Here is a 25,566-nt window from a genome sequence, read left to right as displayed (position 1 = left end):
AGCTTATAGCTCCCGGATTTTTATATTGCGATACCAGACTTTGTCACCATGATCCTGCAAAGCGATATAGCCGCTTTCAGAGCGTGCGAAATCTGGATAATTCGAAAACTTGCTGCCCGCCAAACGCTTGCCCCAATCCTCTGACCAAAGCTCGTAGCTAACAATCTTGTTGCCGTTCAACCAATGTTCGACCTTTCCGTTTTCTACGCGTATACGAGTTTGGTTAAACTGCCCCGCAGGTTTGACACTCTCTTCACTGGGCGCATACATATCAAACACTGAGCCGGCGCTGTGGCTTGGCTTTTCCAGATTGGGAAACGCAGCATTGTCCAACACCTGGTATTCCATGCCACTCATCCAAACTGGCGCATCTCCATCAGCGACACGATAAATAATGCCACTGTTGCCACCCTCAGAAATTTTCCACTCCAGCTGCAATTCAAAATCCTCGAATTGTTCAGCTGTTACCAGGTCCCCAGCACCTCCAGCAGTTAAGACCAGATTGCCATTAACAACCTGCCAGGCCTCTCCAATTTGCGAGCCATTTGTGCCAGTCCAGCCCTGTAACGTTTCTCCATCAAACAGGTAACGCCACTCTCCGTCCACTTGTTGGGTACTCGACACGGGCACCCGCTCGCAACCTGCAGCACCCAGCATCACTGCTGCTGCAATCGCTACGGATAGTTTGGATCTGGCTTTAGTAAGGTTTTTCATCATTATTATCTCCACGCCTAACGCTGTTATCTAATCAATGCCGCTCTTTTTCGGGCAACAGTCCATGGGAATCTGCGGCTCTTACTTGTCCGAACAGGGGCCTGTGCTCTCCCGTTCCACCAGCTCAAATGGCAAAATAGTCCGGCTGGATTTCAATGGCTTGCCATCGATGATCAATCGCAGCGTTTCCATTGCGTAACGGCCTAACTCCTCTGCGGGCTGGTTGATCGTAGTCAAAGGCGGATCTGTGAATTGTGAGAATTCAATATTATCGAACCCTGTAACAGACACATCTTCCGGCACCCTGAGGCCCATTCTCTTTACTTGGTGCACAGCACCAATTGCCATCTCATCGTTCATACAAAAAATGGCAGTCGGCCGATGATGGGTCGATAGCAAAGTCTCTGCGCCTTTCTGCCCAGAGGTCATCGTGAATTCCCCATGAACGACCATTTCAGGGTCAAGTTCTAACCCACGTTTTTTTAGCGCCTCGGAAAATCCGGACAGCCTGTCTCGCACTATAGGGCTCTGCGAGGGCCCGGTAATAACCCCGATGCGACGGTGTCCCATCTTCATCAAGTGCCGCGCAACTTCCTGGGCCGCGCCATGGTTATCCAACTCCACCACTGGATAACGATCATCTTCTACTATGCGCTCACAGGCATTCACCAAAGGAACAGATGCAGCCAGGTTTGCGTCCTTCTCTGCAAACGGATAGCGACTACCAAGCTGGATAACACCATCCGCTTGATTGGTTAGCGCCATACCTGCATAAAATTGCTCATTGCTGGAATCCCCTTTTGTGTCCCCCAGCAGCACCGAATAGCCTTGATCCTGTGCAGCTTTCTCAATCCCGCGGATGACCCGGGAAAAAAATGGATTAGCTATATTGGGAACCAAAACCATCACTGCGTATGACTTGCCCGAACTGAAGTTCCGCGCAAGGAGGTTCGGCCGGTAGCCCGCCTCCTCTACAGCCTTTAGCACCCGCTCTCTGGTTCGCGGAGAGACCATCTGCGGATCTTTCAATGCTCTGGATACGGTCGCGACCGATACGCCGGAGCGGCGTGCAACTTCGCGAATGTTTGACATAATTTCCTGCTAATTACCTGTTAGAAGCGGGTTATTTTCGCACAGATGGATACCATCTATGGATTCCCCACTGAAACGGCTGCTTCTGATTTGCTGGCTGCTTGCCTTCGATCCCACAGCCAAATAAAGGCAAAAATGGGGAGGAGGATAAGTGGAACTACTGCCAATGACTGGAATGACTCAACAGAAGCGGTGGCTAATACCGCGTCCAACTCATCTCCACTCAGCTTTTCAAAGGCTTCCAAGCCCCCCGCTGCCTCAATCTTGGCATTGTCAAAAATAGCGCCAAGCTTTGGCAGAACAAATTGGATAGACATACCACCGGCAAAACCCAGCAATCCCAGAAACAATGCCCCACCGCGCACAAAACGCTCGGAGACTGTGGCCAGCATAGTGGGCCACATATAACAAACACCAATGCCCCAGACAGTCGCTGCCAAAAATGCAGTTACTGGCGTCCTAGCCATACCCAGGCAATAGAGCCCAATTGCGGCAAGGAGACTGCTTAACCATAGAAGTCCAATAGGAGACAGTTTCTTTGCCAGCCGTCCGGCAAAGTGGCGCATCACAAACATCAACATGCTGACATAAACAAGAATAAGAATACCCTTCATGCCAACAACGCGTGACAGGGTCAGGTCTACCCACTGCCCAGGGGCCAGCTCGGTTGCGGCGGTCAGCCACATACACACCCACAGCAGGATAAACATCGGCTGCTTGAATACCTCTTTAAACATTTCGCCATAACTGATACCTGAAGAAACCCGTTCAGTAACTGGGAAATCTGTTTTAGCCACAAGCCAAGCCATAACAACAGCCGGCAGTGCCAACACGACAAGGTTCAACTGCCAGGGAAGCTCGAGGGCAGAGATTGACAACCCCAGTAATCCTCCAACCACAATGCCCGCAGGCCACCAGGCATGTAGTACGTTTAAACGTTGCGTTTTATTTTCTGGGTCGACTGCAGCAACCATAGGATTACTGGCTGCCTCCACGGCACCCCAGCCCAAGCCTGTCAGTAACAGGCCGGCTAGTACCAGGTTCTCCACCCCCTCCCCTGGAGCCACAAAAGACGCAGCAATAATAAGCAAACTGCCCAATACATAGCCTATAGATGAGAGCATCAGCATTCGCTTGATACCGACCAAGTCCACAAGTGCGCTTCCAAATAACAAGGTGAGAGCAAAACCTGTGAAAGTGAAACCCAGGGCTTCACCAAGCATGGCGGTAGAGTTGGCAAGATCAATATGATCGTAAATGTCGCTTTGGAGATCACCGGCGATTGAAGCCCTCACAGCAAATCCGAGGCCAATCATAAAAATCGAGAGGTTCCCCACAAGAAAGACATTCTTATGCAGGGATTTTGTCTGTGTACTCATCTATCCAGTCTCCGCATGATTTATTGTTATTGGTTATTCACTTGGTTTGGAAAAATTTAATCCAATCCTAAAATCCGACGATTTCGCGCGCGATCTGTTTCTGCACCAGCAAAATCATCAAAAGCCTTGCCTGCCACGGTAATCAGGTGATCGCGAATAAATGGTGCCCCCTCACTGGCCCCCTGTTGTTGATCCTTAATACAACACTCCCATTCGAGTACCGCCCAGCGGTCGTAACCGTATTGGGTTAAGCGGCTGAAAATCCCGCGGAAGTCCACTTGACCATCGCCTAAGGAACGGAAGCGGCCAGGTCTATCAATCCAAGAGGCATAACCGCCATAAACTCCGGCCCTACCACTCGGATGGAATTCAGCATCTTTCACGTGAAACGCCTTGATTCGCTCGTGATAGATATCAATAAAAGCCAGGTAGTCCATCTGCTGCAAAAGCAGGTGGCTGGGGTCATAGAGGATATTCGCTCTTGGGTGGTCCTCCACTTCGTAGAGAAAACGTTCAAAGGTCAACCCGTCGTGCAGATCTTCACCGGGGTGAAGCTCATAACAGACATCAACTCCAGCACTGTCAAACGCATCCAATATAGGGCGCCACAGCCGGCCCAGTTCGCGAAAGCCCTCTTCCACCAACATTGCGGGGCGTTGGGGCCAAGGATAAAAAGTATGCCAAAGTAGTGCGCCAGAAAATGTTGCGTGCGACTTAAGCTTTAGATTGGCACTGGCACGAGCAGCCAATATCAGTTGATTGCTCGCCCACTCAGCGCGGGCTGGCAAGTTGCCTCGCACTTCCTCTGGGGAAAAAATATCCAGCATTTCTTTATATGCTGGATGCGCTGCAACCAGCTGGCCCTGCAAATGCGTGGACAGTTCTGAGATTTCTACTCCCGCCTTCTCACAGATTCCCAAAACATCATCACAGTAAGCCTGGCTACTGCTGGCTAATTTCAGATCAAAGATACGCTTGTCCCAAGTGGGAACCTGAATGCCTTTATAACCTAGATCCGATGCCCAGCGGGCCATGGACTCCAGCGAAGCTGGTTGATCGCTCGGAGGGAGGAACTGGGCGAGAAATATTCCGGGCCCCTGAATTCTGGGTGCCTTCATTTATTCTTATCCTTTTACTGCTGTACTTATTTACCTCTGCAAGCAATCAATCCTTCCTGGGTGATCCGTTTGCTCCTTTTGAAAAAACACAGTGCTGCCTTTTCAAAAGTGGACTGGCACTGGGCCGACATCGACACCTCCCTGTGCCGTACTAACTGCCGGACTTCCACCCTGCCAGAGGTTCCTAACTTGTTTGAAAATGAATCAATACGATTTAGCTGCTTATTCCCAATATGGCGACAGCGCCACCCAAGAAGAACTCGCACGACTGCTTTCCAATGCACCGTGCACAAATGCCATAGCACGGACACCCGCATCAATATCCCCCACGACAGAACTTTCTTTAATGGGTTGTTCTTGCCCGCGGCATCGAACCTGGGCAGCAAAGTCGCGGTAAATATTCGCAAAGGCTTCTATATAACCTTCAGGATGCCCCTGCGGGGTTCGACAAAGAGCTCGGACCTCGTCATCCAGGTATTCACAGTCTGCACCAGCCTTCAAAAGGGCCACTGGCTGCCCCCTACGTTTTAACTGCAATTGATTGGGAGATTCCTGCTCCCAGAACAGCGAGCCATGTTCGCAATAAACGCTGATATTCAGGTTATTCCCTTCCCCACCACAGACTTGGCTGGCTGTCAGGGTGCCGCGCGCACCCTGATCTAATTTAAATAGCGCCGCACCATCATCATCCAGAGCCCTTTGGTCGACTACTGATTGCAAGTCCGCACAGACCTCAGAGATACGCTGACCGGTAAAGAATTCGACCAAGTGGTGAGCATGGGTACCAATGTCGGCAAAACAGCCGCTCTCTCCCGAGCGTGTGGGATCTGTCCGCCAACTGGCTTGTTTACTTCCGCTGGAGTCACCAGCCAATGCCAGCCAGCCTTGTGGATAGGCAACAGTCACTCGGCGGACTTTCCCTAACTCTCCCCTGGCTAAGATTGCCCTGGCCTGTGTCGCAAGTGGATAAGCCGCATAGGTATGAGTCAAACCATAGAGATGGCCGCTCCGTACGACTTCGTTTTTGAGCGTAAGGGTTTCCTCAAGTGTGGAAGCGGCTGGCTTATCAGAAAGAACATGAAACCCCGCTCGCAGTGCGGCAATAGAAACTGGGAGATGTAAATCATTGGGAGTTACTACAGAGACAAACTCTATGCGCTCATCAACAGGACGCTGGGATTCCTCCAGGAACATCTGCTCATAACTCTGGTAAACGCGCTCTGGGTTGAGGCCCAACTTCTCTCCACTGCTACGGCCACGCTCGGGATTACTGCTAAAACATCCCGCCACCAGCGCTATCTCACCGTCGAGGGAAGCTGCCATACGATGGATAGCACCAATAAAGGCACCCTCTCCACCACCGACCATGCCCATTCTTATTTTTTTTCCCATACCACTTCCCGTATAGCTGCCTCTGGCAACCAGGTTCTTATTATTTTGAATCTCTATCCGGCCAAGTATCTTGCCTCGCTATTGGTCCATTTCTTCTTTCACGGAACCTTGCAGCAAAATGTAACCGGTTACATTTTGTTTTAAGATACAGAAAAAACTCACCGTTGCAAGCAACGGTTTCATTGCATGACGTTTATTTTGCCTCTCAGAGCGATGTATTTATATCCACAGCGAACAGAAACCAATCAAATTGATTAACCCGAAGAGGTTAAAGTTAACGGTGATAACCTACTTCTCGAGCGAAATCTTCCCAGCACAGCCAATTGAGTTTGTCGCTCTGCCACTTATTTTCTATGGGATGGCCAACCCCCGAACCTGGAGATAATCCACTATTAGCGTCCGGCTGGGGGTGACAGCTTTTGAACTTGGTACGCACCCAGTTTCCAGCATCATCGGCGACATTAGCAGCCAATCCCCAATGGTTTGGCCATACCGCGAGAAAATTTTTCACGCCATAATCATCCAGTTGGTATGGAGTTGGATAATCCAAGTGCACTAATAGATCACCATCTGGTCCCGGTGCATCTGTTTTCCAGCCTGCATATACCGACCACTGACAGCCCTGCGCCCAAGCCTCAAAAGCCACCATCGCGTTGGAAAGGCGCTCAAAAGATGCACAAAGTAGATCATTCTCTATTTCTGGCGGGATACACATATCGACAACACCCGCCTTGAACTTGGGAACTTCTGGGTTAAGCGTAAGAATCCAGAGCCCTTCCCCACCCTCCAGCGGGTGGTACATCACTACCAAGTCGATCAACAAAGCTGAAACTGGCGGGATATTGGGGCCACGGGCCAAGAGCATATGCAGAGGTCTTACTAACTGGGCATTTTGTATCTGCTCCTCTGCCACACCCAAGTGCCGAATTACTTCAGCATTCCCCGCGCCACAGGCAGAAATCACCAGCTCTGGTTTTAACTCACACGAGCGACCATCCATATCCAGAGTTACTTGCTCAATCCCTGCCCCCCCAAGCTGAAACGAGGCCAACCTCCCACGATAGATTTGCTTCCTCAAAGGTTCGCTGACACTGCGATAGGCTGCAGCTCCATCAAAAATAAGATCATCAGGAAATCTGAACCTGCGATTTGATGGCAAATTATCCGGATCAAAGATCTCGGGCAACTCAACTTCCTCAAAGGGAATAGCCGCTGTGGCCCAGTTATCTTCAACAGTGTTTAGAAAGTCCGGAGTCAGTGCTGCATGGAAATCTGTTATGCGACTATTCACGCCGCTAGTTGCAAGTTCTTTGTGCCAGCGCTGCGCGGCACATCGGTAAATTTCAGCAGCTTGGGGGTTAGCCGCATTCCAGCCGGAAGAGAAATAACCGTGGAAATGTAGAGACTCGGCGTCACCGAACTCATCGTCGACCAGTACCACCGAGTACTCTGGTATCAGCTCTCTCATCAGGGTTACCCCCTGAATACCACCTCCTAGGATCAGTACATCAACGGGAATTTCCTGTGACATAGGATGGCCTTCTTACTTGGTTTAGCATGATTGGAGTAGTTATCAGCCCTAGTTGCCACAATGAATTTGCGACGATGCCGGAAGAGCGACCTCAATCTATACCGTTTGATACTTGCTTGTTGCTGTTTTTTTATTCAACTATTTTCAATTTCCGGAGATTTGGGGCGCCGTAACCTCGCGAGAAGAGCCACCAAAATGCAAGAACATAAGACAAAAACCCACCCACGATACAAAGAAGGTACCAAAACCAGATTGGAAACTCATAGCCCAGTTTATGTAGAACGGAAAACGGCATGTAAATTGGAAGGTTAAGAAGGATTGCTCTCCAGCTAACCGCCCATGTCAATGTAACTACGGCCGATAGTGATGGCGTTTTACTCACTGTTGCTCCCTTGCTACTGCGCTAGTGAATAGGCAGTTAGTCAAGATTGCCTTTTTTGTCAATCGATTGGCCTAAATTCAGCGGGCAGTGCTGGCCATTCTTGAAGTTATTGTGAAGCTTTGCCCCAAACGAACAATTGATTAATCCGTTCCAGCTTGCCTTCCGTAAAGAGTTTGCCATCGCACAATTGGTACGGTGGAAAGTGATTCAATCCAATGACAAGGAAATGTGAATATGAAGGGTTTGGCAAAAGGTTTGGGGGTTCTTCTATTGGCTTTTGGAGCGCATCTCTCCTGGGCTGATAATGAGTCTGAGCTTGAGACGGTTCCCTACGTGGACGTCTATCAGTACGTTGGCAAGTGGTATGAAATAGCCCGATTGCCACAGATCTTCCAGCCTGCTTGTACAGCAGTCACGGCAGACTATGGTCTCAACGATGATGGCACACTCAGTGTTTTCAACTTTTGCCGAATCCTACACCCGAAGTACGGTTTTCCCATCAGCGTGCAAGGTACCGCTACCCCTCTAGATGATACGAATAGCAAACTTGCGGTTTCATTCTTCGATGGGAAAACCAATGGTAACTACTGGGTTCTAGAGCTAGACACAGCATATCAATGGTCCCTCGTGGGCGACCCCGATCGCAGCAGCCTTTATCTTCTAAGTCGAACTCCACAACTGGATGAGGCCATTGTAGATGAGCTGCTTGAATTAGCTGTCACTAAGCACGGTTACAATATCGACCACATCATAATGACCAAGCAGCTACCAAATTAACCCAATGAACCAAAGGCGAGCGGAGCTTTTGCTTCACTCGCCCTCTGAAAGTTAGAATTTACATTAAGTTTTAAAAAATACATATATATCAATTAGTTAAATCTATTTATTAATGTATTTTCTAGCTTAACTGTGTCCTTTCACACCACATTCGCAGGCCATAGCGTCTACTATTACTCACCGTCATTTCTCACAATCACATAACCATTTCTCTCTCCCGCAGCCTCTTGGCCACTCTCGTGAAAAAGGTCATCTAAATATCTGGGACAGCTGTGATAGCAGAAACATGAGGAATCTGTACCCACGATATCTGCAGAATGCAAAATCACCGGCAACTCCGCCAAAAGATATCTCACTGCTATTGAAACCATCTCGACAGTAACTTCTTCTTCTGCAAGATGGTGCTCCAGCACCCATCTACTAGCCTCCAAGCAACCCTCGCGGAAACCATCATTCAAGTGAAACTCCTGCTCAAACTGATAGAGCCAGCGAGAATAGAGCTCAGATTGTTTCAACCACTCGGAGTCAACCAATTCACTGTCTACAGCACACGAGCCCGAAGCGCGATAGACCTTGTTATGCAGATAGTGGCACTGTCGTCGAGCTCTTTTTCTCGCCTTCTCTTCCTCATAGCCAAGTGCGATCTGTGTATATTCAGCAGCATTATCGGGAATGAAAAACATGACTCGCTTAAAGTGACTTTGCGCCCACTTTGCAAGCCGAGCAATCTGCCCCTCGGAAAAGTAGCTGTTGAAAGGACTTACACCTATTACCGCTAGGTCAGCCATCTCATAGATTTCTTGTGAACGCGACGTTGCAAATTCAACCTTCATCCTACAACTCCATGGAACAGCACTAGGGAGCCAGTAGATCGATTCAGTGCAACATTTTTACCGGGAATAATGAGCAGTATTAAGCAGAAAAGGTTGACCTGAACCGCAATTAACTCTCGCCTGGATGCTTACCTTCAATATCAATACATATGTCTTAGATATAAATAATCGGTAACCAATCCCATTAATTGAGCCCTCGGGCGTGACCGTTAAGCCACGTTGAAGCAGTACGCATTTAAAAGGCCTCTGAACTAATTCAGAATGACTCTGCGGGACTTGAGGATTGCCGCTGCTTGGCACAGCTCGCCGTAAAAGAAAATTCGGCCTTAGGGGCCCTTCCTGTAAGTCTTTTAGAGCAGTTCACTCTGTGTTGCGATTTCATTCTGAGGGCTAGATATCCTTGCGAAGCCGTACTTTCACCCGAACCACTCAGAACGCTAAAGACATCCCGGAACTGTTAGGGGGCTCTTAAAACAGCGGGTGTATCAACTCAATTCCTTTTCTTTTTAGCGGTATCCATTTTCCCGGCACTCAATCACTCCATGCTCGACTAGCTGGTCAAAAATGCTCTTCAGACGTAAAAATCATCAAAACCGAGCCGTGCCAACCGCCTCCATTTGAGACCAAATGCCCTAAATAATGGATAGTAGGAAACTCTATTTTGCTAAATGTGCCTAATGTGGAAAAGATCCATCTCTGATTGGAGGTATTTCATGCCCTTCGGAGCTTTCAGCCTTTATACTTGTCCTAAGCTATAGGTCGCTAAGCCATAAAGGCTGGTCGCCTATGAAGTAGGACGTATAAAGAGACTCCCTATGCTTACCAATCGGATCGCCGCTCTATTTTCCGGCTTCTTGGTCATTGGCCTGCTTTCCACAACCGCTCTGGCAGAGACCGAGCCTCTGGCACCTGAAAAGGACCAGGGCAGTACTGCCAGGGAGATTGTCGGCAAGCTAGAAATGCTGCACTACAACAAAATCAAGGTCGGAGACGAAATGTCGGAAGACCTTTGGGACGAGTACATCGATGCTCTAGACCCCACCAAAAGCTACTTCCTCGCCTCAGACATCAATGAGTTCCGCGAATGGCAAACCAAGCTGGATGACCAGCTGCGCGCTGGCAATGTCAAAGCGGGCTTTGAGATTTATAACCGTTTCCGCCTGCGTATGGGCGATCGGTTGGACAGTATCCTATCCCAGCTCGAAAAAGGCTTACCCCCTTTCGATTTTGATCGCGATGAATCCCTCGAACTCGACCGTGAGGAGAGCCAGTGGCCTACCTCCATCAGTGATGCCGATGACCTTTGGCGTAAGCGCCTAAAGAGCAGCGTCTTAAACCTGAGGCTCACAGGTAAAGAGGATGAGGATATTCGCGACTTGCTGGAGCGCCGCTATAAAGGTCAAAAGAAACGCCTTGAGCAGCAAAACAGCAATGACGTATTCGAGCTCTATATGAACTCGTTAACTCGCCTTTATGATCCCCACAGTAACTATCTGTCCCCACGCTCCCTGGAAAATTTCAACATGAGCATGTCACTGTCCCTCGAGGGCATCGGTGCCGTGCTGCAGGGGGATGAGGAATACACCAAAGTTGCCCGCCTGGTAGCCGGTGGCCCTGCTGACCGCACTGGTAAGATCAAGCCCAACGATAAGATCGTAGGTGTTGGCCAAGATAAAGATGGTGAAATGGTCGATGTCGTCGGCTGGCGGCTGGATGACGTGGTGGATCTAATCCGCGGTAAGGCCGGCACCTTCGTGCGCCTGGAAACTATTCCCACCGGCGGCGACGGCACCCACAAGACCATCCTGATCAAGCGCAGTAAAGTGAAGCTTGAAGATCAGGCTGCCAAGAAGGCCGTATTCGAATTTTCAGATGGTAAGAAAAGCTACAAGATCGGTGTAATCAACTTGCCGACCTTCTATATAGACTTTGACGCCTACCGTCGCCGCGACCCCAATTACAAGAGTACTACCCGCGATGTGGCTAGATTGCTCAGCGAACTGAAAGAGGAAAAGGTAGACGGTATCATTCTGGATCTACGCAACAATGGCGGCGGCTCCCTACAGGAAGCCACCATGTTGACCGACCTGTTTATCGATCAGGGTCCAGTAGTCCAAATCCGCCACGCTAATGAGCAGATTTCACGGCACAACCGCTCCCGCTCTCGCGCAATGTATCGCGGCCCGCTGATGGTATTGATTAACCGCCTCTCGGCATCAGCTTCCGAGATCTTCGCCGGCGCCATCCAGGACTACAACCGCGGCTTGGTTGTTGGCAATCAATCTTTTGGTAAAGGCACCGTGCAAACCATGGCGCCCCTGAAAGAAGGCCAGTTAAAAATTACCCAGTCCAAGTTCTACCGCGTATCCGGTGATAGCACCCAGCACGCGGGCGTGAAACCCGATATCCCCATGCCGCAACTTATTGATGCGGAGAGTGTTGGTGAAAGCGCTTACGATACCGCCCTGCCCTGGGACCGTATCCACGCCGTACCACACGCCAAGTACTTTAATCTGAAGACTCTGATTCCTAATCTGCTCACTAAGCACAATAAGCGCACAGCATCAGATCCGGACTTCATATTCCTGCGCGATCAATTCAAGTTTGAAAGCGAACGCGCCGACAGAAAGCATCTCTCCCTTAATGAGGTAATGCGAGAGCAAGAACGTGAAAACGTAAACCAGCGCCTGCTCTCCATGGAGAACCGACGTCGCGAAGCAAAAGGGCTTGAACCCTACAAGAGTTTCGAGGCTTATGAAGAGAGTGAGTCTGAAGAAGTGGCAACCATTGGTGGCCCTGTGGAAATCAAATTGGAAAAAGATCCAATCTTGAACGAAGCGGGCTATATAATGGCGGACTTTATTGGACTGGCTGACAAAGCCAGCAAGGCACCGCCGCAAGTCGCCAATTTCTAAAGATGTGATGCCCTTTGGGTGTGCCAAGCGCACCCATGCGCACAGTAAACAATTAGGTCGGGCTTGCCCGACCTTTTTCATTTGGGGGAAGAAATGAAAGTCGTTTCCTTTAACGTCAACAGTATTCGCACTCGCCTGCACCAAATGCAGGCTCTGGTAGATAGCCATCAACCCGATATCATTGGTCTTCAGGAAACCAAGGTTACCGATGAAGACTTTCCTGTAGATGCCATTCGCGACCTGGGTTACGAGCTAATCTATTTTGGCCAAAAAACACACTACGGTGTTGCCCTGCTCTCACGCCTACCATTTATCGATCGCGAATATGGCTTTCCTACCGACGACGATAACGCCCAGCGCCGTATGGTCATGGGAAAGTTCGATATTGGCGGCAGTAAACCTCTCACCGTCATCAACGGCTACTTTCCCCAGGGCGAGAATCGTGAACACCCAGTAAAATTCCCGGCAAAGCAAAAGTACTACGCTGACCTCGATACCTATCTACAAACCACCTGCGACCCCGAAGCCCCGGTGCTGGTTATTGGCGACATGAACATCTCTCCGAGTGATCAAGATATCGGTATCGGCGAGCCCAATCGCAAGCGCTGGCTGCGCGACGGCAAGTGCAGCTTCCTTCCAGAAGAGCGCGAATGGCTGCAGAAAATTGAGGCCTGGGGCTTGGCGGATACTTTCCGTGCGATGAATCCTGATACAGATGATGTATTTAGCTGGTTTGACTATCGCAGTAAGGGTTTTGACCGCGAGCCCAAGCGTGGGCTGCGGATCGACTTGATTATGGCTACAAGCCCTCTGATGGAACATTGTGTGGCCACAGGGGTAGATTATGATATCCGCGCTATGGAGCGCCCCTCAGACCATGCGCCGGTCTGGGCAGAGTTCAAGCTCTAAGCATTTAGTGAATAACCGGGATCTGCTCCCGGTTTTTTTGGTCCTTTGAATATTCGTTTTTCCATATATAATGCGGACTAAGTCGGACGGTTTACCGTTCGGGAGCAATTTATGAAGAGGCAGATTTTGTTTGTCTGCTCGGGGAATTCGGCTCGTTCATTAATAGCTGAGGCTTTACTGCGTAACTATGGGGGAGAGTTCTTCGAGGTTTCAAGTGCAGGGACAGACCCCTCCCCGGTGGACGTTCGTGCCATCAAGGCTCTCCAACGTTTTGGTATCCCGATCAAAGGGCTCTATTCCAAGAGTTTACAAGAGGTAGCTGACCGGGATTTTGATTTAGTCATTACCTTATGTGATAAAAGCCACAATGAATATGTGCCTGCCGCTGGGCACGGAAAATTGATCTCATGGAATTTTGAAGACCCTGCCAGTCGGCATTGCTTCAAACCTTTTTACACAACGGTGTTGGAACTGAGTACCCGCATCAAACTTTTTGTACTGGTGTATAACAAGGCCGTGAAAGCGGCATAAACAAGATTTGGGGTAAGCCTTGAACCCAGTTCAGTTCTACAAGTGCCTGGCAGACGATACCCGCCTGCGTACGCTTCTACTGATCGCCCACGAGGGAGAACTTTGCGTGTGCGAGCTCACTGCTGCTATGGGTTTGAGCCAACCCAAAATATCTCGGCACTTAGCCCTACTCCGCGGCGCTGATTTATTGCGGGACCGCCGCCAGGGACAGTGGATCTTTTACCGTATCAACCCTGAACTGGGCAGCTGGGCCAAATCGATCCTTCAAGACACTTTGCAGGCAAATCAGCACTTTATTGCCGAAGATCTTCGCAACTTGATCCTAATGGGAGATAGGCCCCAAAGAGCTAGCCTATGCTGCTAAGTCACGGCAGTAGGTATTTTGCTGGCAAGTAATATCACTAAGTCGCTGAAAAAATTTACCTGGATATATGCGATTTTTCATATATTCAGATTACTCAGGAGTTACAACATGGCTATCAAAGTCGGAATCAATGGATTTGGTCGTATCGGTCGGCTTGTGCTGCGCGCAGCCTGGGACTGGCCAGAATTGGAGTTTGTGCAAATCAATGACCCCGCTGGAGATGCTTCCACCCTTGCTCATTTACTGAATTTTGATTCGGTACACGGGCGTTGGCAGCATTATGCAGAAGGTAAGGACAACACAATTACGGTTGCTGGCCAGGAAATAAGTTGTAGCCATAATCTCGCCATTGCCGACACAGACTGGAGTGCTTGCGACCTGGTTATTGAAGCCTCTGGGAAAATGAAGACTAGCGCGCAATTGGAGGGCTATTTAAAGCAGGGGGTAAAGCGTGTGCTGGTTTCGGCTCCCGTAAAAGAAGACGGGGTACCAAATATTGTTTTGGGGGTGAATCAGCATATTTATGATCCAGCCAAGCATCAAATTGTTACTGCAGCCTCCTGCACCACTAACTGTTTGGCCCCGGTGGTAAAAGTGATACATGAAAAACTGGGCATCAAGCATGGCTCTATCACTACTATCCACGATATCACTAATACCCAGACAATCCTTGATGCGCCCCATGCAGATCTGCGCCGCGCAAGGGCCTGTGGAGCCAGTCTGATACCCACTACTACCGGCTCAGCCACAGCAATCACCGCCATCTTCCCAGAGTTGACTGGCAAGCTGAACGGCCATGCCGTACGAGTCCCGCTAGCCAATGCCTCCCTGACGGATTGTGTTTTCGAAGTAGAACGGGAAACAACTGTGGATGAAGTTAATAGCCTACTGAAAGCCGCAGCAGAGGGCGAGCTGAAAAATATTCTCGGTTATGAGGAACGTCCTCTGGTATCTGTGGATTACAAAACCGACCCACGTTCCAGCATTGTTGATGCACTGTCCACCATGGTGGTCAATGGCACTCAAGTGAAAATTTATACCTGGTATGACAACGAGTGGGGCTATGCCAACCGTACTGCAGAGCTGGCTCGCCTGATTGGATAAGCCAATGTCCTAGATCCCACCAATAAAAAACTGATAAATACGGGGCTGGCCTGATCTTCAGGCCAGGAGCCCCTAGTAGTTAGAGCCCAAACCCATGCAGTTTTTCTCCACCCTTTCGCCCTCGGTACGCCAATATTTATTGGTGACTGGTAACTATTGGTCTTTTACTCTAACCGATGGTGCACTACGCATGCTGGTGCTTCTGCATTTCCATACCCTGGGGTACACCCCTCTCGAAATAGCCCTACTGTTTCTTTTCTATGAGTTTTTTGGAGTGGTCACCAATTTGGTGGGCGGATGGCTTGGTGCCCGGCTAGGCCTTAATCGCACCATGAATATTGGTCTGGCATTTCAGATTTGCGCTTTAGCTATGTTATTAGTCCCTTCCAGCTATCTCAGTGTGCCTTTGGTTATGGCCGCTCAGGGAATATCTGGCATAGCCAAAGACCTAAACAAGATGAGCGCGAAAAGCTCAATCAAGCTTTTGCTACCTGACAACAATACCCTAGGAACTCTTTATCGCTGGATCGCCCTACTGACTGGCTCCAAGAATGCCCTGAAAGGCATTGGGTTCTTTATGGGGGGAGGCCTATTGGCACTACTGGAATTTCGTGGGGCTATATTCGCAATGGCAGTCGCTCTCGCCACAGTATTGCTATTGAGTAAGAAATTTTTACGAAAAGACTTGGGTAAAGCAAAGGTGAAAGCCCGCTTTCAAGATGTATTTTCTAAGAGTCGCCCGGTGAATATCCTTGCGGCAGCAAGACTGTTCCTATTTGCATCTCGTGATGTTTGGTTTGTAATCGCCCTGCCCGTTTTCCTGGCGAGCCAATTCGACTGGGGCCACTGGCAAGTCGGTGCATTCCTAGCCTGCTGGATCATCGGTTATGGCGCAGCACAAGCCTTTGCCCCAAGGATCACTGGAAGTTTTTCTTCGGCACTGCCTGATGGGCGAACCGCCCTATTGTGGGGCTGCGCATTAACTTTGATACCTGCGCTGATTGCCTTCTCACTCTATATCGGCTTCCACCCTCAACTCAGCATTTTGTTGGGCCTCATGGTATTCGCTGTGTTATTTGCAGTGAACTCTTCTGTGCACAGCTACTTGATCGTCGCTTATGCCAGAGAAGATGGCGTTTCTATGGATGTGGGGTTTTACTACATGGCTAATGCTCTGGGCCGCCTTACCGGAACTCTGTTGTCGGGCTGGATTTTCCAGATTGCCGGTTTGCAAGCTTGCCTGTTGGTATCCACGTGCTTGCTGTTTTTGGCAACCTTCATTTCGCTTGCATTGCCAAAACACAACGAAGAAGACAACCCGATGATCAATGCAGTAACTTAATCAGATAGCTGATTAGAGGCTTTCAATTGGAAGTATGACCAATGGTTCCACCCTCGCTATGGGGTGGAATTCCCCGGGGGGATCACAGCCAACCAACAACAAGAGAGTTCCGGACCACAATATCCAAGATAAACGACTACACATAAGCTACCACTTAGGACCCGCAGTAAACGACCATACCGGTTATTACCCAGACTCCAAACTATCAGGCCATCTCTATGGATGGGTACATTGTTATGGGCAGAAGATTAGAAAACCGAGCGCCAAACTTCTATGCCAAATTGGCATCAAATTCTGCCAATCCACCTGGGTAAAATCTTGGCGGGGTTATATATGCAAATTACTCAGTACAATAAACATTCAGGTTTCCTTAGAAGGATCTCCAAAATTTATATAAACATCAATTGCGGGAACGGCACGGAAATCTGGCGCCAATACTAGTCTCAAAACTCTGTCAGGTGCGGAGAACTTTTTAGCTCAATAGCGCTTACATAGGTATGAAAGACCAAGGTTATCAGCCCCCTGCAACTTTTCAGATACTGGACTTAATCGCCAATAAAGCCTTTTAGATCTTTGAGGATGCGATTAGGTAAAGTAATTTCCTCACTAGAGTCATAAATAAAACCCTAATGCAGGCACAACTGATTTTCAAAAATACATTCCTGGTCTCGGCAACATTATCAAGGGTCAAACAGAGCACTCTGGCTTTATGGTTATCGACCAACGAACACATAGTAGAGCCATTTAAATCACGGGCAAGGTAAATGACTTTATAAGAGTACTTGTTTCACTGATTACCCGTAGTCATCCTAATCAGTGTACGGTCTTTCTTTATAAAGTGATGATAAAGGGCTGCCAAGAAGTGTCCCAAAATAAGTAACCAGATAAGCCATTCACCCAGCACTTCCTTATGAATGAAATCGATAGGTTCCTCAAACTGTTTGAAGGTCAAGCCCATTTTATTCTGAACAAGGTGGGCAAAAAGGGAAGTGTCAGCAAACTGAGGGATTTCAAACAGGAAAAAGTACTCAGTATTCACCCCAGTTCCTAGGTATCCGGTTAATGGTGCAAGTATCATGACTAAATATAATAGAAAATGGCCTGTATGCGCGGCAAAGTGCTCTAGCCTGGAGCCAGGTTCCAATTTCGGAGTGGGATTAGTCAAACGCCAAAATATCCGTAACAGTACAAAAGCACCAATCGTTATGCCAATAGACAAGTGCAGCTGTAAGGCAATCCAGTTTGCTGGGGTATCCTCTTCAGTAAACCATTGGAGGTAATAGACACTGACGTAAGATCCTAGAATTAAGAATGCTATTATCCAATGAAGCCACTTAGCTACTGCCCCATATTCATAGATAGTATTTCGGGCGCCCATAGAATGCCTTCTTTATAAATTTTGCAGCCTAAAACACTATAAACCTAAAGCTGACCAGGGGCCTTATTATAAAGCTTCAATCATGAATACTTAGGGGGGTGTGGGCGCCTTTTCTCAGCCCCCTATAGATCACAGCACTTTGAGTAGAGGGTTTCGATTCAGAAAAACCTAAAGAATTAAATTACGTAAAAAATCATATTGATGCCTGCAATGACTTTCTTATTCCTGCAAAAAAGAACAACACGCCTATTGTTTGAACCATATGATAAAGACTATTGTGATTAAACGTCCAAACAAACGTAAACTCCAGAGCCGTTCTGACTTGTAATACCACAGCCAGGAGAGAAATAAGCCCGCCGACAACCATATACCAAGCCCCGGGTAAACGCCCCCTAACCCCCACCCATGTATAACCAATAACAACAGGAATCATCACTAACGCTTGATAACCCACAAAGACTATGAAACCATCAATTCTAGATACTGCAATGAAATAAAATATCAGGCCAATTAAAAATATGTAGGGCAATAACTTTCTTGATATTCGCTCACCGGCAAGATCACCAATAATAGCAAGTGTAAACGACACCAGAAAAAGACCGAGAAAAAAAAATAAAACATGCCACATGAATATTCTTTCAGGTCCGGCAATCTGAAAACCATGAATTACCGAACCCAATAGGCCAACGACAAACATCACCCCAAAGAAACAAATCCAGCAATTTCTCTTCCAGCTAGACTTGAATTCCGACCTAATAAAATAAAGAAATATAAACAACGCCAATACAGCCAATACCAAGTCTGTTATTGCCGAAACTTGTTCAGTAGGTACATCTGTTAACTTAAGCACCTATTTCACATCCCTTCAACGCAGTATATTTATATGGAAAATACCACTCAATATCGCATCACCTATTAAACCGTAAAAGCCACCCATAACAGCAATGGCAACACTAGCCGACACCGAACGACCAGCCTCATTACAACCAATACCAAAGCGCCAGGGTTAAATTAATCATCATCATGATAAAATCCATAATAAATATAAACTTCATCACACCTTTCACTTTCCAAGGCCCACCCCCTTTTCGGTTCTTTAGCGCGACTGGCAAGTTATAAATAAACTGAGAACCATGTGTAACAGAAAAAACAAAAAGCAATATAGATCTTTGAATATCCCCGGAAAAGGAGGCGTGATTAACCAATAAAAGAATACTCATTAGCGCCAATGAAAAATTAAACCCGCCTAGAAATTTACCTGACTCAGCCAGTATTCCAAAGACAGGGGTATCCCTATGCTCTCTAGGAACAACCAGCTTGGCAAAAATCTTTCCCCGCAAGGAGAAAACATTGAAACCCATTAAAAACCAAATAGTATTTAGCACTAAAACCAGCTCAAAGATCACGTTACTCTCCAAATTTATTATAATAATTACTTGTGATTACATACGGCTATATACAGTACAGCGTCATCTATTTAGAACCATGTAAAGATGTTTTTTCAGGAGTTACTTAATACAGGCCAGCGCTCCACGATCTCCCCTTTGTCATACACAGCTATATCCCCAAACTGAAGAAATACAGACTCACTTTGTGTTGGTCGCAGGAAAACCCAGTCATCCTCTTGTAGGACAACCTGATTGGAAGCATTGAGCATTTCCTGATTTGTAGAGCGTCCATAAATAGGATTGATCGAAAGACCTTCTGGAGATTCGGGCAGCGCCTTCCAATACCCCCCAGAGATAAAGAATGTCTGCTCGCGATTTGGGTTTAACCAGCGCATCGTAGCCGTTAGTTTCTCCAAACCAGGAATTTGAGTCTGCGGTAACTTCTTCAATACTGGGCTGGCGATAAATGCAGCCGCCTTGTGATCACTGAGGGTGGGGATATCAAAATCTGTAGGTTTAACAAGACAGGAACCTGCCGCCAGCTCATTACAGGGTGCACTATCTGAGCGTGATTTATAAAGCTGGTAAGTCGGGCTGCCGGCGCCATTCAACGTCAACCTTTTAGGATACTGGTCACCCAACAATTGTTTAGCTTGCTCAAGCCTCTGAGTATAAATCTCCAAACCGCGATCAATGGCTTTCTCTGGGCCACCTAAAATACCTGGCATCTTAGCCGCATGGGCGTCATAGCCCATAAATCCCGACAGAGTAAGCAGTGGTTCTGTCTTAATAATATTGAGCATTTCAGTAAGGTCCCGAGCATCGCTGACTCCACCGCGGTGCAACCCCACATCCAACTCGATATTGATTTGTAACCTTTGCTCAAGGCTACCGGCTAGTGCCGCATACTGTTGTAGCCGCCGAGGGCTATCAATCAGCCACTGAAGTTGTGTTCTAGGGTCAAATCCATTGGTTGTTGGGCGGCTATAAAAGCTCTTGGCCGCAGCAATCGGAAGAGGCTTACCCAGCAAAATATCTGCCTGTGGTTGTGACTGGGCCAACTGTTGCAAAAAAGGTAGATGGAAAACCATATACCGCTGCGTACCAGTCTGTTTGGCAACCGCCTCCAGTAACCCCAGAGCTGGTAACGATTTGGCAACAATTCGATAGTCAAAGTGCCCATTTAGATGCCCAGAAAGTACAGTCGCATTGGCTCTCAGGCGGTTTAAATCCACTACCATTGTGGGACCAGAGAAACCTGCGGAATCCAGAGCCTTAGAGAGACTTTGAAAATAGTTAGTGTGCCCCCCCTGCCCCAAAGCTTTAGGCCTTAACAAAGGAAATGCGGCCGCAACCCCCAATGCCGCTCCGCCCAGTAAAAATTTTCTCCGCGTTTTCTGCACAGTTCGCTCCCCTAGTCTCTCTTCAGCCCTGAGATGAATAAGGGCCCTATCAACCAATTAGTTTTTTTAGGTACGGGTTTAAAAATTTTCCTTTAGGGTCAAGCTCACGTCTTACCTCAAGAAAATCCTGCCAGCGGGGGTATAAACCAGCCAGGTCCTGCCGGTGCAAGGTATTAAGTTTCCCCCAGTGCGGTCTGCCACCATGCTTGCGCATAATGGGTTCCAGTGCCTTAAAAAGGGGCTGGTAATCCTCCTCAAAGTAACGGTGTACCGCAATAGATACGGAATCCTGCTGGTAGAAGGGGCTCAACCAAATATCATCCCCCTTTACAAAGCGCACTTCGATAGGAAAGAACACATTAAGATTGTTCTCTTCGATTGTACGGCGTAGCTCCTCAAAAGCGGCCAGTCCGGCTTCCCTGGGAAGGTGGTATTCCATCTCATTGAAGCGAACATTTCGCTCACTGGCGTAGTTTCGCCAAGAGGACTCCACAACCACCTCCTTTTCAATATCCTCCATTGCAGACTGTAAGGCGTATTGCCGTAATCTGGGCGACCAGCCAAGCCAGTCTCGAACAGTTTTAAGGGTCATTACAGCTTCGTTAGTATCTTCACGCGCGGTAGTAAAGATCTCTTCATCCGTTAGCTGGTGCGTATCAGCCATACACATTCCGGAGAAAGGAATATAGTAAAACTCGAAATTGCGATTTGACTCCGCAAGTGTCTCCGCCTGCTCAAGCACCTCCCCCATGGGAGCCACCCAGGATTCTCGCCGGAGTTTGTAACTGGACTGGTTCTGCATACGCACCTTGGTCACTAACCCCAGGCTACCCAGGGAAACTTTGGCTGCTATGAAAGTCTCTGGGTTTTGCTCTGTATCGCACCACAGAGTGCTGCCATCTGCCGTAACCAGCTCCAATCCCGTTACATAGCTGGACATACAACCTAAACCGGCCCCAGTGCCATGAGTGGCAGTGGCCAGGCATCCGCCGAGAGTTTGCTCATCAATATCCGGCTGATTAATCAAGGCTTGACCAATATCTTCAAGCGGCTGGCCAAGATCGGCTATACGTGTACCCGCGTAAATCGTAGCCTGGGTGGTTTCGCTACTATGATCGGCCACACCGCTAATGCGCCCGAGCGAGAGAATGGTGTCATCGGTGGGCACCAAGGCCGTGAAGGAGTGCCCAGCCCCCACAGCTCTAACAGTACCTCTAGCATCAGCTACACGTTGCTGCAGTTCGGCGATTGTCTTTGGTGCCAGACGTTCACTGGGCAGGCAGTCTTGCGAACCAGACCAGTTGCGCCAGCGGATACCCTTACGCTTTACTGGGTCACTCGCCTGTACCAAGGTGCGTGCCATAGAGGAGATTGAAGTAGCAGCGATAGCTGTAGAACCAGCGGCAATAGTTGTAATAAAGCGGCGACGTGACTGCTGCATAATCCCTTACTCCGCAGAGGCCATAAAGACAATTAACTGTTCAAACTGCTCCGGTGAGCACTCGAAACAAAGACCCAGTGGCGGCATCCCCTGGAAACCATTAATTGCGTTTTCAACCAATACATCCATTCCCTTGTCGAGACGCGGTTCCCAGCCGGCAATGTCCCCAGTGAGTGGCGCAGCGCTGACCCCAGTGCTGTGACAGCTGCGACAGGTTCGCTGATAGATTTCAGCAATTTCTGGATCAGCGGGCGCCAAAGTCAGCGCTTGTTGGGCTAAGGCCAAGCGGTTTTTAGGGCTACTGTCGCTGGATTCCGAGCAACCACTCGTCAGTAAAGCCACAATAAGGGGGGCGCAGAAGAGCCTAAGGCTCCGGTGAGGTCCTACCAGTTCCATGTATGTACACCTACTACATTATTGTTAATATTTCCCAGGCTCTGGAGCCTGAGGTGGGCGTTGTGTACTTAAACTGCAACCATTGTTAATCAGGCTGGCAGCTAAGACAACAAGCGGAACTGCTCAGTCTATTATTGATTTTAAAATTTACTAATCCTGTATCCACTCATATCACCAATCCTTTATTATTCCGGCAATTGCTTTCTAGTACGCTTGCCCAACCTTTTATTTTGGCCATAGCCCGTTAAAGCTCTTTCTATCTTACTTATTGATGAAATGACAATTAGTATCTATTACTGAAGTCTTTTATCCGTCCGGTAGGCGCCAAATAAAATCGCTTAAATATTGCTAGTAATATTTGTCAATTAGGGAGGCCTCATAATTAATTAAAAATCGTTCCCCTTATCACGCACAACCAATAGACCGATATCCGAGATACACCATTGATAGAAAAATAAAATCGGACAATTTAAATAACGGATAACAATAAAATGAAAAACAAACTATTAAGATCAGCTCTTATCGTAGGAAGCCTGGGCCTAAGCGCTTCTGCTTCAGCAATAACTTTGTCAGAAATATGGGATATTCTGGTTAGTTCCAGCACTCAAGTAGGTTTTACCGGCACTGTGGGCAATCAAGCCTATAGCAGGCCGGGAAGCTTGGCTGGGCAAAGTGGCCAAATTAGAGTAATGGCAGCCAACATAAAGGGCTTTCCTGAAGGTTTACAGGGTATTTCTGATAGCCAGGCATCTCTATTTTCATCCACCTATATTGCCGGGCAGGCCTACGATATTGTCGGACTCCAGGAAAACTGGGTCAGAAATTACGCGGTGATGTCTCCCCTTAGCCAAACAGAATATCCTTATCGAAGTGATCATTTCCAGGGCGGGGTCTTCAGTTTTGGCGATGGTTTAAGCACTATCAGCAAACACCCTATTAATGGAAGGCAGCTGCATGTTGAGTATTCAAGCTGTAAGGGTACCTACTCAGACTTTATCGCAAACGGCTCAAGTCCCGATTGTGAGACGGAAAAAGGCTTCACCTTCACTGAAGTTCAGCTAGCCAAGGACCTAAAAGTACACTTTTACAATACTCACATGGACACCAGTAACGGCCAGGAGAAAACAGGCCAGTTCAACCAGCTCAAACATTTTATTCAACAAAATTCGGCCGGATATCCAGTGATTGTAATGGGTGACTTTAATGCATGGATTGACAACGGCGGCTGGCAGCCAGGACCTAATCAGTCGGAGTTGGGGCGCTGGGCTTCCGAGTTGGGCTTAACCTGGTCCTGTAGCCAGGTAAGTTATGCCGCAGGTAATACGAATATTAACGATGTAAAGGGCCCCTGTAAGGGTGTTGACCATATTGCTTTTCGCGGCAACTCGCAAATTAGCTTCTCTACCAACCGGTATGATGAAGTCCACCAGAGCATCAGTGATCACAACCCCATTACGGCAACATTAAGTTGGACCAATCACGCTGCCGCCTATTCATCCACTTATGCGAGGGCACATACAGCTTCCCTGCTTAATACCCACCACAACACACGCATTCAGGCTGTCTACGGTGGTAACGATGAGGCAAAAAATATGCCTGCTGCGGCTGCAGAATGGGAGACTTTTACTCTTGCGCTGGAGCAAAAAGGGAACACCCAGCAGTGGGTGGATCACCGCTGTATTCAGAGTGGTGACACAGTTTCACTGCGCGCCCATAACGGTCATTACTTACGTGCCACTCCACATAACAACCATAATGTCGATGTAAGAGCCAGTGTGCTTTTAGGCTGGGAGAAATTTGTCCTTTACAACCATTCCAACGGATGGGCCTGCTTGAATCAAAATGACAAAATCACTTTGAAAACAGCCCACGGAAAATATGTGATGGCGGACGCAAATCGTAACCTGTCCGCTTCAGATAATCAGTTAGCCTGGGAGTTCTTCCAGGTTGAGCTTGGGAGATAGCATGTCTTCAAATACTTCCGAACAGTTGCTTTTGCGCTCACATGCTCAAGGAGAAGTAGCTCTAAACTAATGTCCAGTTTTTAGAAGCAATTCGGGCTTGGACGGGCACTTTAATTGTCAAAAGAGCTCGAATTGCATTATTCAGAATCTACCATCCTTAAGCCGGTATTTAGGAAATACTCCTTCACGCAATGAGCGATGGATGCTAGTTTCCCTTATCTCATGGAGGCTAACACCACAATAAAACCACTAGATTAATTATCGATCGACCACCTTCAATGATCTTCCACCCAAAACTTTGTTAAGTACGGCGGCTAAGCGCACACCACCTTGCTGTAGACGCATTTCTAAGGAATCCCTGCAGCGCAAGAAGTACTTTTCCCCTAATTGAGTTTCATTGGTATATGCCAGTTTATGAGCCAACTGATGGGACTCCTTTGCCCAGTCTGTTGCATCTGTAGACTGCCAAAGCTGGCTCTGAACTGCCCCGATTTTTTCTGTCTGTTCTTTTGCATAACCCTGCCAATCGGTAACCACTCTTGAGACAAGATGGATATCCCAAAGAGCGTGTAAATTGGTCTCCTCTCCATAAAAGTGCACGAATACATCGTTGCCACCACGATCCGAATAAAGACCTGTGTGCAGCGGCTGATGAAGATCCCCTACAAAGTGCGCAATAAACATTAAGGCTTCGGCACGCTCTGTCCCTGACCGGGTGCGATCTGCAAGAACTTCTTCAAACTGCTGAATGGCTTTGACAATACACCCTGTTGGAGGGCAATCCCTCTCCGCGTCATAGCGGTTCCAGTCGCGGGATAGATTGATATAGTGCATGGGCGCTGCCCAATTATATTGCTCGTTGGAACGAATACGATCCGCCCAGGTGGCTGACTCTGCCAGATGTGGTTCCCCAACCTCATCAAGTAACAATTCAACTTCTGCGGCTACATTAGGTGCCAAATAATACCAAGCGATTTCTCCAACCACTCTATGGCCATCATCTCCCCAAGCATGGGCTTTTAAGGTGCTGAGCAGCCCAACCAATAGAATATTTATACAAATTATTTTTTTTAGGTTAATCATCTCAATCATCCACTGCAGAAATTTGCGGCAAGCTTAATAAACATTTGTGACAAATTGGTATGCATCAATGCCATCTCACGAACCTGTTACAAAATTGCAACAAATCGTTAACCAGCCCTTCAATTTCACC

Annotated in this window: 22 protein-coding genes; 8 read left to right on the top strand and 14 right to left on the bottom strand. The window is 48.1% G+C overall.

Translation table 11 applies throughout. The features are described from left to right. Positions 1–3 precede the first annotated feature (3 nt). The 6 genes from ACJJIJ_RS07495 to ACJJIJ_RS07470 all read right to left on the bottom strand — a co-directional run bounded on the left by ACJJIJ_RS07495 (position 4) and on the right by ACJJIJ_RS07470 (position 7,226). Positions 4–717, bottom strand: coding sequence for a 3-keto-disaccharide hydrolase (locus ACJJIJ_RS07495; RefSeq protein WP_444886144.1), 714 nt, complete (start codon positions 715–717; stop codon positions 4–6). 78 nt (positions 718–795) lie between these two features. Further along, a complete protein-coding gene (locus ACJJIJ_RS07490) occupies positions 796–1,806 on the bottom strand; it encodes a LacI family DNA-binding transcriptional regulator (protein WP_444939131.1) in 1,011 nt (336 codons plus the stop codon). A 56-nt stretch (positions 1,807–1,862) separates the two neighbouring features. Then, the gene (locus ACJJIJ_RS07485; RefSeq protein WP_444939130.1) at positions 1,863–3,185 is read right to left on the bottom strand and encodes an MFS transporter; all 1,323 of its coding nucleotides are present in this window, start codon (positions 3,183–3,185) and stop codon (positions 1,863–1,865) included. Between the two features lie 56 nt (positions 3,186–3,241). After that, positions 3,242–4,303, bottom strand: a complete 1,062-nt coding sequence (locus ACJJIJ_RS07480; protein ID WP_444939129.1) for a sugar phosphate isomerase/epimerase family protein — start codon at positions 4,301–4,303, stop codon at positions 3,242–3,244. 222 nt (positions 4,304–4,525) lie between these two features. After that, positions 4,526–5,695 (bottom strand): Gfo/Idh/MocA family protein, encoded by a 1,170-nt coding sequence (locus tag ACJJIJ_RS07475; RefSeq protein ID WP_444939128.1) that lies wholly within the window; start codon positions 5,693–5,695, stop codon positions 4,526–4,528. 274 nt (positions 5,696–5,969) lie between these two features. Then, entirely contained in the window at positions 5,970–7,226 is a 1,257-nt protein-coding gene (locus tag ACJJIJ_RS07470; RefSeq protein ID WP_444939127.1) for an FAD-dependent oxidoreductase, read from the bottom strand. Between the two features lie 616 nt (positions 7,227–7,842). Between ACJJIJ_RS07470 and ACJJIJ_RS07465 the strand changes: the two genes are divergently transcribed. Continuing rightward, positions 7,843–8,385, top strand: a complete 543-nt coding sequence (locus ACJJIJ_RS07465) for a lipocalin family protein (protein ID WP_444939126.1) — start codon at positions 7,843–7,845, stop codon at positions 8,383–8,385. Between the two features lie 173 nt (positions 8,386–8,558). On the opposite strand, the gene ACJJIJ_RS07460 is transcribed toward ACJJIJ_RS07465, so the two are convergent. Next, positions 8,559–9,218: a tRNA-dependent cyclodipeptide synthase gene (locus ACJJIJ_RS07460; protein WP_444904709.1), complete on the bottom strand. Its 660-nt coding sequence runs from the start codon at positions 9,216–9,218 to the stop codon at positions 8,559–8,561. An 815-nt stretch (positions 9,219–10,033) separates the two neighbouring features. Between ACJJIJ_RS07460 and ACJJIJ_RS07455 the strand changes: the two genes are divergently transcribed. The 6 genes from ACJJIJ_RS07455 to arsJ all read left to right on the top strand — a co-directional run bounded on the left by ACJJIJ_RS07455 (position 10,034) and on the right by arsJ (position 16,383). After that, entirely contained in the window at positions 10,034–12,133 is a 2,100-nt protein-coding gene (locus tag ACJJIJ_RS07455) for a carboxy terminal-processing peptidase (protein WP_444939125.1), read from the top strand. Positions 12,134–12,226: 93 nt separating this feature from the next. After that, positions 12,227–13,042, top strand: a complete 816-nt coding sequence (gene xthA, locus ACJJIJ_RS07450; RefSeq protein ID WP_252085867.1) for an exodeoxyribonuclease III — start codon at positions 12,227–12,229, stop codon at positions 13,040–13,042. A gap of 111 nt (positions 13,043–13,153) precedes the next feature. Beyond that, positions 13,154–13,573, top strand: coding sequence for an arsenate reductase ArsC (locus ACJJIJ_RS07445; protein ID WP_444939124.1), 420 nt, complete (start codon positions 13,154–13,156; stop codon positions 13,571–13,573). Positions 13,574–13,592: 19 nt separating this feature from the next. Then, the gene (locus ACJJIJ_RS07440) at positions 13,593–13,937 is read left to right on the top strand and encodes a metalloregulator ArsR/SmtB family transcription factor (protein WP_252085865.1); all 345 of its coding nucleotides are present in this window, start codon (positions 13,593–13,595) and stop codon (positions 13,935–13,937) included. A 108-nt stretch (positions 13,938–14,045) separates the two neighbouring features. Next, entirely contained in the window at positions 14,046–15,041 is a 996-nt protein-coding gene (locus ACJJIJ_RS07435; RefSeq protein WP_444939123.1) for an ArsJ-associated glyceraldehyde-3-phosphate dehydrogenase, read from the top strand. A gap of 94 nt (positions 15,042–15,135) precedes the next feature. Next, positions 15,136–16,383 carry an organoarsenical effux MFS transporter ArsJ gene (gene arsJ, locus ACJJIJ_RS07430; protein WP_444939122.1) on the top strand — a complete coding sequence of 416 codons (1,248 nt, stop codon included), beginning with the start codon at positions 15,136–15,138 and terminating at the stop codon, positions 16,381–16,383. A gap of 787 nt (positions 16,384–17,170) precedes the next feature. Here arsJ and ACJJIJ_RS07425 read toward each other — a convergent pair. The 6 genes from ACJJIJ_RS07425 to ACJJIJ_RS07400 form a co-directional block, all read right to left on the bottom strand. Further along, positions 17,171–17,761 (bottom strand): cytochrome b, encoded by a 591-nt coding sequence (locus ACJJIJ_RS07425; RefSeq protein WP_444939121.1) that lies wholly within the window; start codon positions 17,759–17,761, stop codon positions 17,171–17,173. Between the two features lie 193 nt (positions 17,762–17,954). After that, on the bottom strand, positions 17,955–18,611 hold the full coding sequence (locus ACJJIJ_RS07420; RefSeq protein WP_444939120.1) for a DUF6962 family protein: 657 nt from the start codon (positions 18,609–18,611) through the stop codon (positions 17,955–17,957). Between the two features lie 130 nt (positions 18,612–18,741). Then, complete coding sequence (locus tag ACJJIJ_RS07415) at positions 18,742–19,167, bottom strand: hypothetical protein (RefSeq protein ID WP_252085860.1); 426 nt, start codon at positions 19,165–19,167, stop codon at positions 18,742–18,744. Between the two features lie 95 nt (positions 19,168–19,262). After that, positions 19,263–20,552 (bottom strand): DSD1 family PLP-dependent enzyme, encoded by a 1,290-nt coding sequence (locus tag ACJJIJ_RS07410; protein ID WP_444939119.1) that lies wholly within the window; start codon positions 20,550–20,552, stop codon positions 19,263–19,265. 49 nt (positions 20,553–20,601) lie between these two features. Beyond that, on the bottom strand, positions 20,602–21,993 hold the full coding sequence (locus ACJJIJ_RS07405) for an FAD-linked oxidoreductase, L-gulonolactone oxidase family (RefSeq protein WP_444939118.1): 1,392 nt from the start codon (positions 21,991–21,993) through the stop codon (positions 20,602–20,604). 6 nt (positions 21,994–21,999) lie between these two features. Next, the gene (locus ACJJIJ_RS07400; protein WP_444939117.1) at positions 22,000–22,389 is read right to left on the bottom strand and encodes a c-type cytochrome; all 390 of its coding nucleotides are present in this window, start codon (positions 22,387–22,389) and stop codon (positions 22,000–22,002) included. 491 nt (positions 22,390–22,880) lie between these two features. Between ACJJIJ_RS07400 and ACJJIJ_RS07395 the strand changes: the two genes are divergently transcribed. Continuing rightward, entirely contained in the window at positions 22,881–24,353 is a 1,473-nt protein-coding gene (locus ACJJIJ_RS07395) for an endonuclease/exonuclease/phosphatase family protein (protein WP_444939116.1), read from the top strand. 258 nt (positions 24,354–24,611) lie between these two features. On the opposite strand, the gene ACJJIJ_RS07390 is transcribed toward ACJJIJ_RS07395, so the two are convergent. Further along, a complete protein-coding gene (locus ACJJIJ_RS07390; RefSeq protein WP_444939115.1) occupies positions 24,612–25,436 on the bottom strand; it encodes a S1/P1 nuclease in 825 nt (274 codons plus the stop codon). Between the last annotated feature and the right edge of the window lie 130 nt (positions 25,437–25,566).

Source organism: Microbulbifer mixtoriginis (SeqCode) (assembly GCF_052467945.1).
This window is presented reverse-complemented; position numbering and strand designations above follow the sequence as displayed.

Excerpts from the sequence above, each read along its gene's own strand:
- ACJJIJ_RS07495 (WP_444886144.1), bottom strand. The coding sequence starts at position 717 with ATGATGAAAAACCTTACTAAAGCCAGATCCAAACTATCCGTAGCGATT.
- ACJJIJ_RS07490 (WP_444939131.1), bottom strand. The coding sequence starts at position 1,806 with ATGTCAAACATTCGCGAAGTTGCACGCCGCTCCGGCGTATCGGTCGCG.
- ACJJIJ_RS07485 (WP_444939130.1), bottom strand. The coding sequence starts at position 3,185 with ATGAGTACACAGACAAAATCCCTGCATAAGAATGTCTTTCTTGTGGGG.
- ACJJIJ_RS07480 (WP_444939129.1), bottom strand. The coding sequence starts at position 4,303 with ATGAAGGCACCCAGAATTCAGGGGCCCGGAATATTTCTCGCCCAGTTC.
- ACJJIJ_RS07475 (WP_444939128.1), bottom strand. The coding sequence starts at position 5,695 with ATGGGAAAAAAAATAAGAATGGGCATGGTCGGTGGTGGAGAGGGTGCC.
- ACJJIJ_RS07470 (WP_444939127.1), bottom strand. The coding sequence starts at position 7,226 with ATGTCACAGGAAATTCCCGTTGATGTACTGATCCTAGGAGGTGGTATT.
- ACJJIJ_RS07465 (WP_444939126.1), top strand. The coding sequence starts at position 7,843 with ATGAAGGGTTTGGCAAAAGGTTTGGGGGTTCTTCTATTGGCTTTTGGA.
- ACJJIJ_RS07460 (WP_444904709.1), bottom strand. The coding sequence starts at position 9,218 with ATGAAGGTTGAATTTGCAACGTCGCGTTCACAAGAAATCTATGAGATG.
- ACJJIJ_RS07455 (WP_444939125.1), top strand. The coding sequence starts at position 10,034 with ATGCTTACCAATCGGATCGCCGCTCTATTTTCCGGCTTCTTGGTCATT.
- xthA (WP_252085867.1), top strand. The coding sequence starts at position 12,227 with ATGAAAGTCGTTTCCTTTAACGTCAACAGTATTCGCACTCGCCTGCAC.
- ACJJIJ_RS07445 (WP_444939124.1), top strand. The coding sequence starts at position 13,154 with ATGAAGAGGCAGATTTTGTTTGTCTGCTCGGGGAATTCGGCTCGTTCA.
- ACJJIJ_RS07435 (WP_444939123.1), top strand. The coding sequence starts at position 14,046 with ATGGCTATCAAAGTCGGAATCAATGGATTTGGTCGTATCGGTCGGCTT.
- arsJ (WP_444939122.1), top strand. The coding sequence starts at position 15,136 with ATGCAGTTTTTCTCCACCCTTTCGCCCTCGGTACGCCAATATTTATTG.
- ACJJIJ_RS07425 (WP_444939121.1), bottom strand. The coding sequence starts at position 17,761 with ATGGGCGCCCGAAATACTATCTATGAATATGGGGCAGTAGCTAAGTGG.
- ACJJIJ_RS07405 (WP_444939118.1), bottom strand. The coding sequence starts at position 21,993 with ATGCAGCAGTCACGTCGCCGCTTTATTACAACTATTGCCGCTGGTTCT.
- ACJJIJ_RS07400 (WP_444939117.1), bottom strand. The coding sequence starts at position 22,389 with ATGGAACTGGTAGGACCTCACCGGAGCCTTAGGCTCTTCTGCGCCCCC.
- ACJJIJ_RS07395 (WP_444939116.1), top strand. The coding sequence starts at position 22,881 with ATGAAAAACAAACTATTAAGATCAGCTCTTATCGTAGGAAGCCTGGGC.
- ACJJIJ_RS07390 (WP_444939115.1), bottom strand. The coding sequence starts at position 25,436 with ATGATTAACCTAAAAAAAATAATTTGTATAAATATTCTATTGGTTGGG.